Source organism: Marinobacter shengliensis (genome assembly GCF_030297115.1).
In the GTDB taxonomy this organism is placed as follows: domain Bacteria; phylum Pseudomonadota; class Gammaproteobacteria; order Pseudomonadales; family Oleiphilaceae; genus Marinobacter; species Marinobacter shengliensis.
Genome location: NZ_AP028062.1, coordinates 4,231,234 through 4,244,290, shown reverse-complemented (window position 1 = coordinate 4,244,290; position 13,057 = coordinate 4,231,234). Strand labels below are relative to the sequence as shown.

Here is a 13,057-nt window from a genome sequence, read left to right as displayed (position 1 = left end):
AGTGCCATACGCACGGGCCTGGCCGGCTCGCCTGGAGGCAACCATGATGACCAATCCTCGCACGCCCATCTTCTGGCGCGATGCCCGCATGCCCCATGTGGAATTGCGCAAAGTCGCGGATGGGCGCGAGGTTTGTTATGCCTTGCACACCCACCGGCACTGGTCGATCGGCGCCATTACCGGCGGTGAAAGTACGTTTCTGTACCGCAGCGACCAATACCATGTAACCGCCGGCACATTGGTATTGATGAACCCGGAATGGCCCCACGCCTGCAACCCCATTGATAACCAGCCCTGGGCGTACCTGATGCTGTATGTGGATACCGACTGGCTGACCCGGCTGAGATTTGAAGCTGGCCTGCTGCCAACCGATGACTGGCAGCACCTGGAAACGGCAGTGATCACCGACCCCGGCCAGTACCAAGACTACTGCGCCATGGCAGAGTGCCTGCTGGACCCCAGGCGGGACCTGCTGGAAAAGCAAAGCCGCGTAGCCGAGTACCTGCTGGACCTGATGCAGAGCCTGGCGAAACAACCGGCTCAGGGCATTCAGCGCCCCTGCGGTGCCCTGGCCGCGGTTGCCGACCATCTGGACAACCACTGCACAGAAGAGGTGTCGCTGGATGACCTTTGCCGGCTCAGTGGCTACAGCCCGGGGCACCTGGTTCGGGTGTTTCGGCAGACCTATGGCTTAACGCCCCACGCCTACCTGATCAATCGTCGCATTCAACACGGCCAGTCGGAACTGAAACGCGGCGTCAGCATTGCCGAGGCGGCCCTCAATGCCGGCTTTGCCGACCAGGCGCATTTCCAGAGAACCTTCAAGCGCGTGGTGGCGGCCACCCCCAACCAGTATCGCCAGCCGTCAGTCCAGCAGCAGGAACACGCAGCTTCCGACAAGTAACAACGCCAGAACCCGGTTGAACGCGCGCAGGATTCGCGGCTGCTGTACCAGCCGGCGAAGCCCGGCCCCGACATACACCCAACTGGCCAGCGACAGCCAGCAGATGGGCAGATACAGCCCCGCAAACAGCCAGAGCAGGGTGGTTTCTCCTCCCTCGGTGAAGGCGCTGATACCCGCCACCGATGCAAGCCAGGCCTTTGGATTTAACCACTGCATCAGGGCGCCGGTCACAAAACCGGGGGCAGGGCGCGCCTCGTCCTCGCTGAGGCGGCCATCCGCGGTAGCCAGTTGGTAGCTCAGATACAGCAGGAAGGCCACCCCGGCCCAGCTCAACCAGCGTTCAAACCGGGGCGCATGTTCCAACAGCGAATGCAGGCCAAGGCCAATCGCGATGAACAGCGCGATAAAACCGAGAGTGGCCCCGGTAACAAACATCAGGCCCTGAGACACCGGATAGCGCGTGCCACTGCTCAGACAGACAAGATTGACCGGCCCCGGCGAAACAGACGCCACCAGGGCGAAGGCCGACATGGGCAAAATAATGGACAGGCTCATAACGTGAGTACTCTGAGAAAGACGGGAGGCACCCAGTGTGAACGGTGCCTTACAACCGGTATTGAACAAAATTGCGGTGGCTTGCAGCCCGGGGTTTGATCTATGTTTGAAGTACCCCACACCCACCTTGACCGGAAGAGGCCAAGCCCATGAAAGTGGCTGTTTTCAGCACCAAACCCTACGACGAGCAATTCCTTGGGCAGGCCAGCCGGGACAGCCAAGAGCATGAACTGGTGTTTCTGGAACCCCGGTTGAATACAACCACCGCGGCACTCGCCAAAGGCTTTGATGCGGTGTGTGTCTTCGTGAACGATCAGGTAGACGGCGCCGTACTGGGCCAGTTGGCCGAAGGCGGCACCCGTGCGGTTGCCCTGCGCTGTGCGGGCTTCAATAACGTAGACCTGAAAGCCGCCGAGCGCCTGGGAATCGACGTGGTGCGAGTACCCGCTTACTCACCCTATGCCGTGGCCGAACACACCGTCGCCCTGATTCTGACCCTTAACCGGCAGATTCACCGGGCGTACCACCGCATCCGCGATGGTAATTTTGCACTGGATGGTTTGCTGGGCTTCGACCTGCGAGGGCGAACCGTGGGCGTGGTGGGTACCGGCCAGATAGGCCTGGAGGTAGTGCGCATCATGCGCGGCTTTGGCTGCCGGGTGCTCTGCCATGACCTTCATACCAACCCGGAAGCTCAACAACTGGGTGGTGAATATGTGGCGCTGGACGACCTGTTCAGCCAGGCCGATATTGTCAGCCTGCATTGCCCGTTAACCCCCGACACCCACCACCTGATCAACGCGGATGCGGTGGCCAAGATGAAACAGGGCGTGATGCTGATCAACACCAGCCGGGGCGCCATGGTCGATACCGCCGCGATCATCGAGGGCCTTAAATCCGGACAGATTGGCTACCTGGGCCTCGATGTGTACGAGGAAGAAGGTGACCTGTTTTTCGAAGACCTGTCCAACATCGTTCTGAAAGACGATGTGTTTGCGCGCTTGCTGACCTTCCCCAACGTAGTGATCACCGGCCACCAGGCCTTTTTCACCCGCAACGCCCTGGAGAGCATTGCGCGCACCACCCTGGGAAATCTGACCGAGCTGGAATCGACCGGGCAATGCGCAAACCGGGTAACCGCCCCCACCGGTTAACGGCGCACTGAGACAAGCGGTCCGCGTACTCGTACAATCCGACCATGTCCAGACAGTTTTATCGAACGGGCCCCGACCATCGTGCCGGGGCGCCTGTTACCTTCCTTGATGTACGCCGCCGCTTCCAGTTCCGAACCGTGGAGATTGGCCGCTGGGTAACCGAACCGGAAAAGCAGCGCAGCGCCGCACTGTTTTACGACGCCCTGTGCGACTTGATGACCATCCTCGGCGGCACCGAAAGCCTGATCTCCCTGCGCGGCAGCCTGGCCCTGCAATACGGCATCGGCGGCCGGCCCGGCGTGTCCGCCCATTACACCCCCGCCACCCGCAGCTTCGCCCTGGCCAAGAATGCCGGGCCCGGCAGTATTGCCCATGAATGGTTTCATGCTTTCGACCACTACATAGCGGACAAATTGTTCCCAAACACTTCCAACGCGGAGTTTGGCTCCACACTCTGGCTAACCCGTGAAGATGCCATCGCACACCCCCTGAACGACCGACTGCAAACCTGCTACCGCACCATCCTGCTGGACAGCGCAGGCGAGCAGCCCAGCGACCTGTTCCGGCAATCAGCCAAGGCCGACAAAGCCGCCGGCGTGCATTACTACAGCCGGCCCGAAGAACTTTGCGCCCGAGCTTTCGAAGCCTTCGTTCAGGACGCCCCCGTTAAAAATGCCTTCCTGGTGAAAGGCACCAAAGAAAGCGAAGAGGCCCAGTTGGGGCTCTATCCACAGGGGCCACAGCGCGAAAGCATCAATCGGGCGTTTCTTGCTTACTTTCAATCCTTGGGCAGGGCCTTGCAGCGAACAGAAGCATGACAGCCGGAGTTATACGAACGCGTTCGCAAAACTCCGGAAAATTGCATGGGAAATATATGTAACCTTCTGATATGGTTGAAAAGTAGGATTTTGAGGGGCGGAGTTATACGCCCCGGGATAGGAGCAGGGGGTGGCTCGAAAGAGGGCGTATAACTCCGGCGGTAGCCGTGGTCACTTCTGTTAACCTTCTGTTCTTGTTAGAAAAAGAATGAAATTTTGGGCGCGTTTTGGGTGGAGTTATACGAACGCGGGATATACGAACGTGTTCGTATAATTCACTGTTAACCCTTCCACCCGCCACCTTGCAAAACTCCGTCAATGACGTATATTGATCATCATGTTTACCATCATCGAAACCCCTACATTCGAATCAGATGCCAGAAAGATCTGGACTGAGGAGGAACGGAATGCGTTCTTTGCCTGGCTGGCAGCCAATCCGGAAATTGGCGATCCCATTCCAGGTAGCGGTGGATGTAGAAAGGTTCGTTGGTCGGTGGCGGGTTCAGGGAAGCGTGGTGGAGTGCGAGTCATCTACTTCACCAGATTGGCAAATGGTGAGATCTGGTTGTTGATGATCTACAAGAAGGCCGTCAAGGAGAGCATACCCGCGCATATCCTGAAGTCGATTCGTGAGGTATTGGAAAATGAGTAATGGGACTCTGAGTGCTGAGGAGCTTGGTAACAAGCTGCTCCAATCTGTTAAAGAAATGAAAGCAGGCAAAGCCGCACGAGTCAGTCGTGTGGAGCCAAATGAGGTCGCAGAGGCGCGCGGCAAGACTGGCCTTACACAACGAGAGTTTGCCGAGGTGCTCCACATTTCCCCGCGCACGCTACAGGAATGGGAGCAGGGGCGACGTAAACCTTCCGGGCCGGCAAAAGCGCTCATCGAGATTGCGTTTCGCCATCCGGAGGTGATTCGGGAAGACCTCGAGCTCAGGGGTTAACAAGGCCAATCACGGCGACGCCTACTGCATTGCGGCTTCGCCTTCATTTCGTAGCCGCGCATGTTGGCGGGCGTTATGCAATGGCCATAGTATGAAGCACTACATCCCGTTAGAGATGAGATACCTGATTTTTTCAATTGGCGCAGGCTGGTTGATGCTCAATTTTCTGTCGCGGAAGGAAGTTCGATATTTGGCTGATTATCAGGAGCTTTTGACCAACAAGATGGCGGCGGTTGTGGCTGTGCTCTTATGTGTATTTGCATTTATGGCATCCGATGCAGCCTGGAAGAGAAGAAGCCGTAACGAAGGTGCAGGCGGTTACGATGGGGCCGACTATGATAAAACTAAACATTCCGTTGACCTGGGATCTACAGGTGATTCTGGTGGCGGCGACTGAATAATGCATAACCATACGGTCAACCGGACGCCAAAAGCGTGCCGCTTTTGGTTCCCTCCGCTGGCGCTCCGGCGCCGGTTACCTTCGCGTTAAAAGGGCACATCACCAGAGGATGAGCCATGGAGATTGATGAAGAGAAAATCGATGAGGCCGTATTGGCTTTGCTGTACCTGACTTTGCATGACGGTGGTCGGGCGTGGAAATCTTTTGATTGGGATGCCATGAATAGGCTTCATGAAAAGGGTCTCATTGAGAACCCGGTTGGTAAGGCCAAGTCTGTCCTGTTCACTGAGGACGGTCTAAAAGAGTCAGAGCGCCTGTTCCAGAAACTTTTCGCCAAGGACTCGTGAACTTGGATGCCAGGTCTTTTAACCAAGCGGTCAACCGGACGCCAAAAGCGTACCGCTTTTGGTTCCCTACGCTGCGCTCCGGCGCCGGTTACCATCAGCGTTAAAGGCCTTGCTTCGGTGTTCTTTGGTTGCGTGTTTGGCCGCACTTTTGGCCGTTGCCTGCAGGCAGAAAACAGCCCTCAGTTTGGCAACGGTTGTGGCCGGTAATTTGGTGTTCAGGTCGCGGGGCAATCCGGCGCCTTCATCGGGCAGTTTCTGCCCATTCGGTGTTCTGGTTCCTGGCGCAATGGGTCACGCTGGTACAAGCTATCGTGGAGTCGGCATTCTGAATTGGGTGCCAAAATAGAACACCGGGTAAGCGGCATTTAACCAGTCGCTGTAGTACGCGGCCGTTGGCCGCCGGACGCCCTTTTCATTGCGGCTTCGCCTCCATTACAAGGGCGCCGCTAAGCTCAGCGTTAAGAATATTAGGGAACGTATATGAAGCGGTTTTACCGATGGTTTATGGATGCTTGGCCCATTTGGGCAGCGGCATTGATCATTGGAGTGCACCGGTTGTCATTGCAGGCATTCCCACAAAAAATAGAAGAAACTAACTCGGTTTTTTCATTGGGGCTCCAAATTATCGGCGGACTGATGGTTCTCTACTCGATTGACAGCAACCTCGCTGCATTACGTGGCCAAAATATTTGGTTGCTAATTGGACAGTGGTTTCGAAACTGCCCTCTTTGGAGTAAGCCGAAAACCGTCCAAGTTTCCTTGAAAGCCGAGATTGGTATTTCTGCTTCAGCTAGCGGTCGAGTAAAGCGTAGAGCGATTACCTTGGAGGAGAGGGTCGAGGAGCTTGAGCGTCAAGTTGACGAAGCCTACAAGGAAATGCACCAGAGGGAAGAGGCTGTCAAAAGCCTAGTATCTGATGTGAAAAATGAGCTTTTATCTAAAGTAGCTGAAAATCAGGCTGGCATTCGAGGTGTCGAGGGTAAACTGGATAACACCACCCTTGGCGGATTAAAGCAGCAGGTGTTTGGCGTATTGATCGTCATTTACGGAGCGCTACTAGGGCATATTTCTTAACCAGTTGTTGTAGTTTGTTCCGGGCCTGCGGCCCTCCACCGGACGTCTACTACGCTACGCTTCGTAGTCGCCGCTAAACAAAAGCGTTATGTGTAGGGAGTTATGAGCTTAAAAATGAGAAACCAAGTTTTTGTCAGTTACAGTCATCGTGATAGTGACTATCTGGCGCGACTCAAAGTCCACCTGCGGCCGTTCGAGCGACAAGGTTTGGTCGAGCTTTGGTCCGATTCGAAAATAGGCCCAGGGGACAGATGGAAACGAGAGATCGCTGAAGCGATAGACAGAGCTGCCGCGGCGGTTCTTCTAATATCAGCAGATTTTCTTGCGTCTGATTTTGTCGCGGAGAATGAACTGCCGCCCCTGCTTTCTCGCGCCGAAGAGGAAGGCGTAAAAATACTTCCTGTGGTTCTAAAACCATGTGCGTTTACAGATATAGAAGAGATTAGTCAGTTTCAGAGCGTTAATGACCCCAAAAGAACGGTTGCAGAGCTGAGCGAGGCGGACAGCGAAAGTCTTTGGTACGGCGTAGCTGCAGCAGTCCGTGATGCGATTCAAAAAGTTGAGGCAGAACAACCTTCTGAGCAACCTGTGAAATCTCCTTACGATGAGCCATTCATCGAAAAGTTCGGGGGTAGTTATGTTGGCCTATTTACCGAAGAGTTGAGCAACCCTGAAGTTATTAATGATTTTGCAGTTTATGAATATTCGCATGTTGATGAGCTCTCATACATGCCGCGGGCTGACGACATGATTGGGCATGTTGAGGGGTTTGATGAAGCGCTGAAGAAAGTAAAAGAAAAATTCAGACGTGCTGGTTGGGAAGGCGACGGGGCTATCAGGTTGATGTGGCTTCCTCCATTCGTTGGTGCCGGAATAGAGGACACATGGGGCTTGGGAATTTGGTTCGTCAAGCAAAGTAACAATGGAACCGCATTCATGGCCTCGCCTGTTCCCCTGCCGTTCTCGAGACTTTTGGAACAAAACACATAACCAAACCATGCACCGGATGCCAAAACCTACGCTTTGCTCCGGTTTTGCCACCGGTGATGGTAAGCGTTAGAGCGCTCAAGAGAGTCTTATGAAAGTCGATGATCTGGTAAATCGAGTTGACGAACTTCTGAGTATGGGGCAAGAGGTTCTTGCTAGTCGCCGCAGATCGGACTGGGGTGAGTACGTTGATTCGGGATTAATGAGTGGCTTCCGCAGTGCGTCACTATCTTTCATAGAGCGGGTCTACGGATCAGTTCATCCCCATTTTTCAGAGATAAAGGAAGGGGCTGACGGATCTAGACCAAGTGACGCCGACAAGTGCATCGCAGTACTGCGGGCAGTAAGATCTGAAATAGGAGGTGGCTGGCTTTTTTCCATCAAAGGCCTGATCACCGCTGAAGTATTTGCAGACTTTATAGAAATGGCGGAACACCTGCTTGATGCGGGTTACAAGGATCCTGCGGCGGTAATGTGTGGAGGTGTGCTCGAAGAGCACCTTCGCCAACTCTGCTTGAAGAATGGAATGGAGGCGGTGATTTTCCGAGACGGGAAAGAGATTCCAAAAAAGGCCGACACTCTCAACGCGGACCTTGCCCGTGCTGAAATATATTCAAAACTAGATCAAAAGATGATCACAGGCTGGCTCGATTTACGTAATAAGGCTGCGCATGGGCATTACGATGAATACACGGCAGATCAAGTAAAGAACTTACTGTCTTCGGTGACTGAGTTTATGGCGCGGGTGAGCGTCTAACCAGTGTAGGCAAGGGACGCTCCTGACGTCGCGCCCCTGCTACAAACGTTGGGCTTTGATTATCTTTACCTGAGAGGTGCGGCTTGGAACATCAAATAACAAGCTTGAAGAATCGAACGCGATCCCTCGAAGAGCGGCTTGACCAGCATTGCGAAGATTTACGAGATGCAAAGTTTACAGGTGCAACAGCGGATCAGATCGCAGCGTTGGCAACCAGGGTAGAGGACGATAAAGCCGAGCTTCAAAGCATTGCTCAGGAAACTGATCAACTTGTTGGTACTGTCGATGAAGTAAAACGCGACAATCAAAGCTTGGAAGCGGTTATTCTGAGCACTGCCACCGCAGTCCTCGGGTTGACTGTAACCTTCAGTGGGAATCTTATTCCTGAGCAGCCAAATTCGATTATATGCCTGATTCTCGCCTGGATATTCCTTACAGCGACCATAATTTCGTTCCCAATCGGCTCGTTGATCAATATCTTTGCTCGTGTTGGCGTGCTTCATCCGAGACTCAACGGCTATAAAATCAGTGGGGCAATGTCAGGACTTGGGTTCTGTTGCTTCATCACGGGCATCATTTGGTTCCTGGCGTTTGCGATACTCAACATTCCTATACCTGCTGAGTAGCCCAACAAGGCCAGGTACGGCGACGCCTACTACATTGCGGCTTTGCCTCCATTCCGTAGCCGCGCATGCTGGCTGGCGTTATAGCCACAAACCAAAGGGACAGTTGGTAGCTTGAAATCGAAACTCCTCACAAGCCTTATTGTCGGTCTGGCCTTGCCCTGGACCTATTTTCTGTTTGTCACTGTCGGTCCGGTAATGGAGTACAGCGATTCCGGAGAGGTAATCGGAGAATCTGGAGTCGCTGGCTTCATCCAGTTTCACGGTTTTGCCGATGCGTTGATGATCTACGCCCAAGCGATCGCTGTGTGTGGTGTGTTAGCTTTCGGTATATGTTGGTTAAAAGAGGCTGTGGATCATGCCCTCAAGACCAAGCTATAACAAGGCGCATCAATACGCGGCCGGTGGCCGCCGGACGCCCTTTACATTGCGGCTGCGCCTCCATTCCAAGGGCGCCGTTGTGCGCTGGCGTTAAGTGTCAAAGGATTGATCGATGCAAGGTGAATGTCTTTGCGGAAGCGTGAAATTTGAAATTGATGGGGAGATACGGAATCTCTATCAGTGTCACTGCTCGCTGTGCCGCAAGGCCACAGGGGCTGCCGCTAACGCTGCCACGTTTGTGCAGGGTTCCAGTTTTCGTTGGGTCTCAGGTCAAAGCGAGATCCGGTCGTACCAAAAACCAAGTGGTTTCCGGAGCGATTTTTGTTCGAAATGTGGGAGTCCGGTTCCAAATAGCTTGCGGGGCACCGAGATGGTTTGGGTTCCAGCCGGTTTGCTCGATGAACTCGCTGTATCGAGAGTTTCTGTTCACCTCCACACAGAATCAGCTGCGCCATGGGAGCAAGAATCCGCTGAGTGCGTTCGACTGGAGGGCGGCCCTGAGAGCTTGGAATCACTTAACAAATTGTTGTAGTACGTTCCGGGCCTCCGGCCCTACACCGGACGCCCATTTCGCTGCGCTACATGTGCGCCGCTAAACCAAGGCTACATGGACTCCCCCTGCGGTCAAGCAACGCCATTTGATTTCGAAGCGGTTTGAGACTGCAGCTCTACATTCGGCCTCTTTGTGGGCACTGTTGCCCGGGCCAGGATGATGATGCGTGTGAGTGATGACCTCATTCGTTAGTCGGCTTATATCAGCCGCAAAGCTTAACAGGTTCAATCACTCTCGGTCTGACCGTTCCGTCATTGCTTGCCGTTGCTAGACTCGGCTGGCAGGCGTGTTCTGCCTGTCGTTGGTGCCCTTTATCAGCCTGCTACAGGCTGTGTTTTAAATTCGGTTTGGTTCATCAGTAACGCCCAGATAATCCGGGCATTCTTGGCGGCCAATGCTACGGCAGCTCGTTTGTAGCCGCGACGTTCCACCAACCCTTTGGCCCACTGGCTGAGTTGATCGTTTTTGTCGGCGAGTTTGGCAATCACCGCTCGGGTGCCATGGATCAGCAACATTCGCAGGTACTTGTCCCCGCGCTTGGTGATTCTACCCAGCCGGGGCTTGCCTCCGGTCGAGTACTGCCTGGGTACGAGCCCGAGCCAGGCGGCGAAGTGTCGTCCGCTTTTGAACTGTCTGGGATCGGGCGCACTGGCCAATATCGCAGTGGCTGTTTGTGGGCCGATGCCGGGAATGGCCATCAACCGTTTGGCCTGCTCGTCGCGCCGGGCCATGGCTTCGATTTCCCGGTCATAGGCCAGGATCTCTTCATCGAGCTGGAGAATGCGCTGGTTGATGTTGTTGAGTAAACGCCGGGCCAGCATGGGTAAACCGTTCTCAGCATCTTCCAGGATTTCGGGAATCCGGTGTCGGGCATGATAGCGCCCCTGGGGGATAATTAGTCCGAACTCGGCTAACAGCCCGCGAATCTGATTGATCTGGGCTGTGCGCTCTTTGGTTAACTCACGGCGAATACGGTGAAGGCACAGTACCGCTTGTTGGTCCTCAGTCTTGACTGGAACAAAGCGCATATTGGGCCGGCTGACGGCTTCGCAGATGGCCTCGGCATCGTTGTCGTCGTTCTTGCTGCTCTTGCGATACGGAGCGACAAAGCGGGGCGCAATGATCCGGGCATCGTGGCCGAGTTTGGTTAACTCCCGAGCCCAGTAATGGGCACCGGAACAGGCTTCCATGCCAATCAGGCACGGTGGCAGTTGTGCGAAGAACGCCAGCAGCTTAGGGCGATTGAGCCGTTTGCGAACCACGACCTTGCCGTATTGATTGGTGCCATGAATACTAAACACAGATTTCGCCAGATCGATACCGATGGTTGTAACATTCATGATGACTCCTCCTGCTTTCGCTTGAAGACTTCGACACCTTCAATGTGGCACATTGATGCCGAGGGAGCAGGGGGAGTCCATATCATTCGTTATGCAATGGCCATAATATGAAGCACTACATCCCGCTAGAGATGAGATACCTGATTTTTTCAATTGGCGCAGGCTGGTTGATGCTCAATTTTCTGTCACGGCAGGAAGTTCGATATTTGGCTGATTATCAGGTGCTTTTGACCAACAAGATGGCCGCGGTTGTGGCTGTGCTCTTATGTGTATTTGCATTTATGGCATCCGATGCTGCCTGGAAGAGAAGAAGCCGTAACGATGGTGCAGGCGGTTACGATGGGGCCGATTATGATAAAACTAAACATTCCGTTGACCTGGACGCCACAGGTGATTCTGGCGGCGGCGACTGAATAGTGCATAACCATACGGTCAACCGGGCGCCAAAAGCGTACCGCTTTTGGTTCCCTCCGCTGGCGCTCCGGCGCCGGTTACCTTCGCGTTGAGGCTGTAGAAAAACCCCGAAATCACCCTGTGTTTTGATAGGATCAGGCAAACGGACAAGGAGTGGTCAGATGCCCCGCTTCAAGCACTACAACTACGACCAGGACACCATGGTCGCCATCAACTACCAGGAACAGCTCCAGCCCGGCACCTTTGAACACGCGGTGCACTACCTGATCGAGCACAAACTGAACCTGGCGGTGTTTCATCCCAAGTACCGCAACGAAGACACTGGCCGGCTGGCCTACGATCCGGCCATCCTGCTGAAGATCATCCTGTTTGCCTACTCCAAGGGCATCACCTCCAGTCGCGAAATGCAGTGGTGTTGCGAGACCAACATCATCTTCAAAGCTCTCTCCTGCGATACCGTTCCGCATTTCACGACCCTGGCCAAGTTTGTCAGCAGCCACGCCGATGAGATCGAAGAGCTGTTCGAACAAGTTCTGCTGGTGTGCCACGAAGAAGGTCTGTTGGGTAACGAGCTGTTTGCCATCGACGGCTGCAAAATGTCCTCCAACGCGGCCAAGGAATGGTCCGGCACCTTTAAAGAGCTGGGCGAGAAGCGGGAGAAACTGCGACGACTGATCCGTCATCACCTCAGGGCGCATTACGAGCGGGACGAGGCAGACACCGAGGCCGAACTGGACCGCGACATCCGCCGAGCGAAGACCATTCTGTCGTTGGATGAGGCCGCTAAAAAGATTGATCGTTTCCTAAAGACGAGCCGCCCACGGATGGGCCGGGGGAAACGGAGCAAGGAAGTGAAGAGCAACGTCACCGATAACGAAAGCGCCAAGATGACCACCAGCAAAGGCACGATCCAGGGCTACAATGGGGTCGCCACGGTGGATAAGAAACACCAAATCATCATCGACGCCCAGGCCTTTGGCGAAGGCCAGGAACATCACACCCTGCAACCGGTACTGGAAACCGTCGAAGCCCGTTTCAAGAAACTGGGTATCGCTGACAACATCTACCAGTCTGGCGCTATTGTCACTGCCGACACCGGCTTCGCCAACGAGGCCAACATGCAGTACCTGCATGACCGTCAGATCAACGGCTATGTGCCAGACAACCAGTTCCGCAGCCGGGACCCGAAGTTCACAAACCAGAAAGACAAGTACGGCAAGCGGCATCAAAACCTGCCGGACAAGGGTTGGAAAGACATCATTCCGGCCAGTGAATTCCAGTTCGATCCCGTGAACCTGATCTGCGTCTGCCCGACTGGCGAAGAGCTTACCTATCGGGGTCAAAGGGAAGCCGAGAATGGCAAGGTCCGAGTTCACTTCGAAGGTCGATTGCTGCAATGTCGCCACTGTCCCAAGAAGCACCAATGCATGCAGAACCCTGCATCCGCTAACCACCGAAATGGGTCTGGCCGACAGGTGTCGTTCACCATTGAGAACAAGCGTCTGCCGAACTACACGGACTGGATGAAGCACCGGGTCGACAGCCAACAGGGCAAAGAGATATACAGCCACCGAATGTCGGTGGTGGAGCCGGTGTTCGGCAACATCGGCACGAACAAACGGCTGAATCGCTTCAGCTTGCGAGGCAAGAAGAAGGTGCAAGGCCAATGGCAGCTATACTGCCTGGTGCACAATATTGAGAAGTTGGCGAATTACGGGCGGTTAGCAGCGTGATGTCGGGATCAGGCGGTTACAAATGTGTCTGCTGGATGTCAGCTATACCGGCACTGACACCGTCAAAAGGGCT

17 protein-coding genes are annotated in these 13,057 nt (G+C 54.6%); 15 read left to right on the top strand and 2 right to left on the bottom strand.

Translation table 11 applies throughout. The features are described from left to right. The first annotated feature begins 43 nt into the window (after positions 1 to 43). The gene (locus QUE75_RS19430) at positions 44 to 904 is read left to right on the top strand and encodes an AraC family transcriptional regulator (RefSeq protein WP_396631676.1); all 861 of its coding nucleotides are present in this window, start codon (positions 44 to 46) and stop codon (positions 902 to 904) included. Here the strand turns inward: QUE75_RS19430 and QUE75_RS19425 are convergent. Then, positions 866 to 1,459: a LysE family translocator gene (locus tag QUE75_RS19425; RefSeq protein ID WP_138436226.1), complete on the bottom strand. Its 594-nt coding sequence runs from the start codon at positions 1,457 to 1,459 to the stop codon at positions 866 to 868. The genes QUE75_RS19430 and QUE75_RS19425 overlap by 39 nt on opposite strands. Before the next feature lie 149 nt (positions 1,460 to 1,608). Here QUE75_RS19425 and QUE75_RS19420 point away from each other — a divergent pair, with 149 nt between their 5' ends. The 12 genes from QUE75_RS19420 (at position 1,609) to QUE75_RS20625 (ending at position 9,476) form a co-directional block, all read left to right on the top strand. After that, complete coding sequence (locus QUE75_RS19420; protein ID WP_286252682.1) at positions 1,609 to 2,613, top strand: 2-hydroxyacid dehydrogenase; 1,005 nt, start codon at positions 1,609 to 1,611, stop codon at positions 2,611 to 2,613. 44 nt (positions 2,614 to 2,657) lie between these two features. Beyond that, positions 2,658 to 3,431 carry a CLCA_X family protein gene (locus QUE75_RS19415; protein ID WP_286252680.1) on the top strand — a complete coding sequence of 258 codons (774 nt, stop codon included), beginning with the start codon at positions 2,658 to 2,660 and terminating at the stop codon, positions 3,429 to 3,431. Positions 3,432 to 3,768: 337 nt separating this feature from the next. Continuing rightward, positions 3,769 to 4,083, top strand: a complete 315-nt coding sequence (locus tag QUE75_RS19410) for a transcriptional regulator (RefSeq protein WP_286252678.1) — start codon at positions 3,769 to 3,771, stop codon at positions 4,081 to 4,083. Further along, on the top strand, positions 4,076 to 4,375 hold the full coding sequence (locus tag QUE75_RS19405; protein WP_286252675.1) for a helix-turn-helix domain-containing protein: 300 nt from the start codon (positions 4,076 to 4,078) through the stop codon (positions 4,373 to 4,375). Before QUE75_RS19410 ends, QUE75_RS19405 begins: the two co-directional genes overlap by 8 nt. Before the next feature lie 91 nt (positions 4,376 to 4,466). Further along, on the top strand, positions 4,467 to 4,772 hold the full coding sequence (locus QUE75_RS19400; protein WP_286252673.1) for a hypothetical protein: 306 nt from the start codon (positions 4,467 to 4,469) through the stop codon (positions 4,770 to 4,772). A gap of 119 nt (positions 4,773 to 4,891) precedes the next feature. Next, on the top strand, positions 4,892 to 5,122 hold the full coding sequence (locus tag QUE75_RS19395; RefSeq protein WP_091640469.1) for a DUF6429 family protein: 231 nt from the start codon (positions 4,892 to 4,894) through the stop codon (positions 5,120 to 5,122). 480 nt (positions 5,123 to 5,602) lie between these two features. Next, the gene (locus tag QUE75_RS19390; protein WP_286252665.1) at positions 5,603 to 6,196 is read left to right on the top strand and encodes a hypothetical protein; all 594 of its coding nucleotides are present in this window, start codon (positions 5,603 to 5,605) and stop codon (positions 6,194 to 6,196) included. A 114-nt stretch (positions 6,197 to 6,310) separates the two neighbouring features. Further along, a complete protein-coding gene (locus QUE75_RS19385; protein WP_286252663.1) occupies positions 6,311 to 7,186 on the top strand; it encodes a toll/interleukin-1 receptor domain-containing protein in 876 nt (291 codons plus the stop codon). A gap of 88 nt (positions 7,187 to 7,274) precedes the next feature. Next, on the top strand, positions 7,275 to 7,940 hold the full coding sequence (locus QUE75_RS19380; RefSeq protein ID WP_286252660.1) for a hypothetical protein: 666 nt from the start codon (positions 7,275 to 7,277) through the stop codon (positions 7,938 to 7,940). 83 nt (positions 7,941 to 8,023) lie between these two features. Then, positions 8,024 to 8,566 carry a tropomyosin gene (locus QUE75_RS19375; RefSeq protein ID WP_286252658.1) on the top strand — a complete coding sequence of 181 codons (543 nt, stop codon included), beginning with the start codon at positions 8,024 to 8,026 and terminating at the stop codon, positions 8,564 to 8,566. 111 nt (positions 8,567 to 8,677) lie between these two features. Then, positions 8,678 to 8,944: a hypothetical protein gene (locus QUE75_RS19370; RefSeq protein ID WP_286252655.1), complete on the top strand. Its 267-nt coding sequence runs from the start codon at positions 8,678 to 8,680 to the stop codon at positions 8,942 to 8,944. Positions 8,945 to 9,056: 112 nt separating this feature from the next. Continuing rightward, positions 9,057 to 9,476, top strand: coding sequence for a GFA family protein (locus QUE75_RS20625; RefSeq protein WP_396631675.1), 420 nt, complete (start codon positions 9,057 to 9,059; stop codon positions 9,474 to 9,476). Between the two features lie 335 nt (positions 9,477 to 9,811). Here the strand turns inward: QUE75_RS20625 and QUE75_RS19365 are convergent, their stop codons facing one another. Beyond that, positions 9,812 to 10,837: an IS110 family RNA-guided transposase gene (locus QUE75_RS19365; protein ID WP_286252653.1), complete on the bottom strand. Its 1,026-nt coding sequence runs from the start codon at positions 10,835 to 10,837 to the stop codon at positions 9,812 to 9,814. 107 nt (positions 10,838 to 10,944) lie between these two features. On the opposite strand from QUE75_RS19365, the gene QUE75_RS19360 reads away from it, so the two are divergent. Together QUE75_RS19360 and QUE75_RS19355 are read left to right on the top strand one after the other, a co-directional pair. Continuing rightward, positions 10,945 to 11,250: a hypothetical protein gene (locus QUE75_RS19360; protein WP_286252651.1), complete on the top strand. Its 306-nt coding sequence runs from the start codon at positions 10,945 to 10,947 to the stop codon at positions 11,248 to 11,250. Between the two features lie 162 nt (positions 11,251 to 11,412). Next, a complete protein-coding gene (locus QUE75_RS19355) occupies positions 11,413 to 12,984 on the top strand; it encodes a transposase (protein WP_286250329.1) in 1,572 nt (523 codons plus the stop codon). Positions 12,985 to 13,057: the final 73 nt, after the last annotated feature.

Coding starts and splice junctions, on each gene's coding strand:
- QUE75_RS19430 (WP_396631676.1), top strand. CDS start 44: ATGATGACCAATCCTCGCACGCCCATCTTCTGGCGCGATGCCCGCATG.
- QUE75_RS19425 (WP_138436226.1), bottom strand. CDS start 1,459: ATGAGCCTGTCCATTATTTTGCCCATGTCGGCCTTCGCCCTGGTGGCG.
- QUE75_RS19420 (WP_286252682.1), top strand. CDS start 1,609: ATGAAAGTGGCTGTTTTCAGCACCAAACCCTACGACGAGCAATTCCTT.
- QUE75_RS19415 (WP_286252680.1), top strand. CDS start 2,658: ATGTCCAGACAGTTTTATCGAACGGGCCCCGACCATCGTGCCGGGGCG.
- QUE75_RS19410 (WP_286252678.1), top strand. CDS start 3,769: ATGTTTACCATCATCGAAACCCCTACATTCGAATCAGATGCCAGAAAG.
- QUE75_RS19405 (WP_286252675.1), top strand. CDS start 4,076: ATGAGTAATGGGACTCTGAGTGCTGAGGAGCTTGGTAACAAGCTGCTC.
- QUE75_RS19400 (WP_286252673.1), top strand. CDS start 4,467: ATGAAGCACTACATCCCGTTAGAGATGAGATACCTGATTTTTTCAATT.
- QUE75_RS19395 (WP_091640469.1), top strand. CDS start 4,892: ATGGAGATTGATGAAGAGAAAATCGATGAGGCCGTATTGGCTTTGCTG.
- QUE75_RS19390 (WP_286252665.1), top strand. CDS start 5,603: ATGAAGCGGTTTTACCGATGGTTTATGGATGCTTGGCCCATTTGGGCA.
- QUE75_RS19385 (WP_286252663.1), top strand. CDS start 6,311: ATGAGAAACCAAGTTTTTGTCAGTTACAGTCATCGTGATAGTGACTAT.
- QUE75_RS19380 (WP_286252660.1), top strand. CDS start 7,275: ATGAAAGTCGATGATCTGGTAAATCGAGTTGACGAACTTCTGAGTATG.
- QUE75_RS20625 (WP_396631675.1), top strand. CDS start 9,057: ATGCAAGGTGAATGTCTTTGCGGAAGCGTGAAATTTGAAATTGATGGG.
- QUE75_RS19365 (WP_286252653.1), bottom strand. CDS start 10,837: ATGAATGTTACAACCATCGGTATCGATCTGGCGAAATCTGTGTTTAGT.
- QUE75_RS19360 (WP_286252651.1), top strand. CDS start 10,945: ATGAAGCACTACATCCCGCTAGAGATGAGATACCTGATTTTTTCAATT.
- QUE75_RS19355 (WP_286250329.1), top strand. CDS start 11,413: ATGCCCCGCTTCAAGCACTACAACTACGACCAGGACACCATGGTCGCC.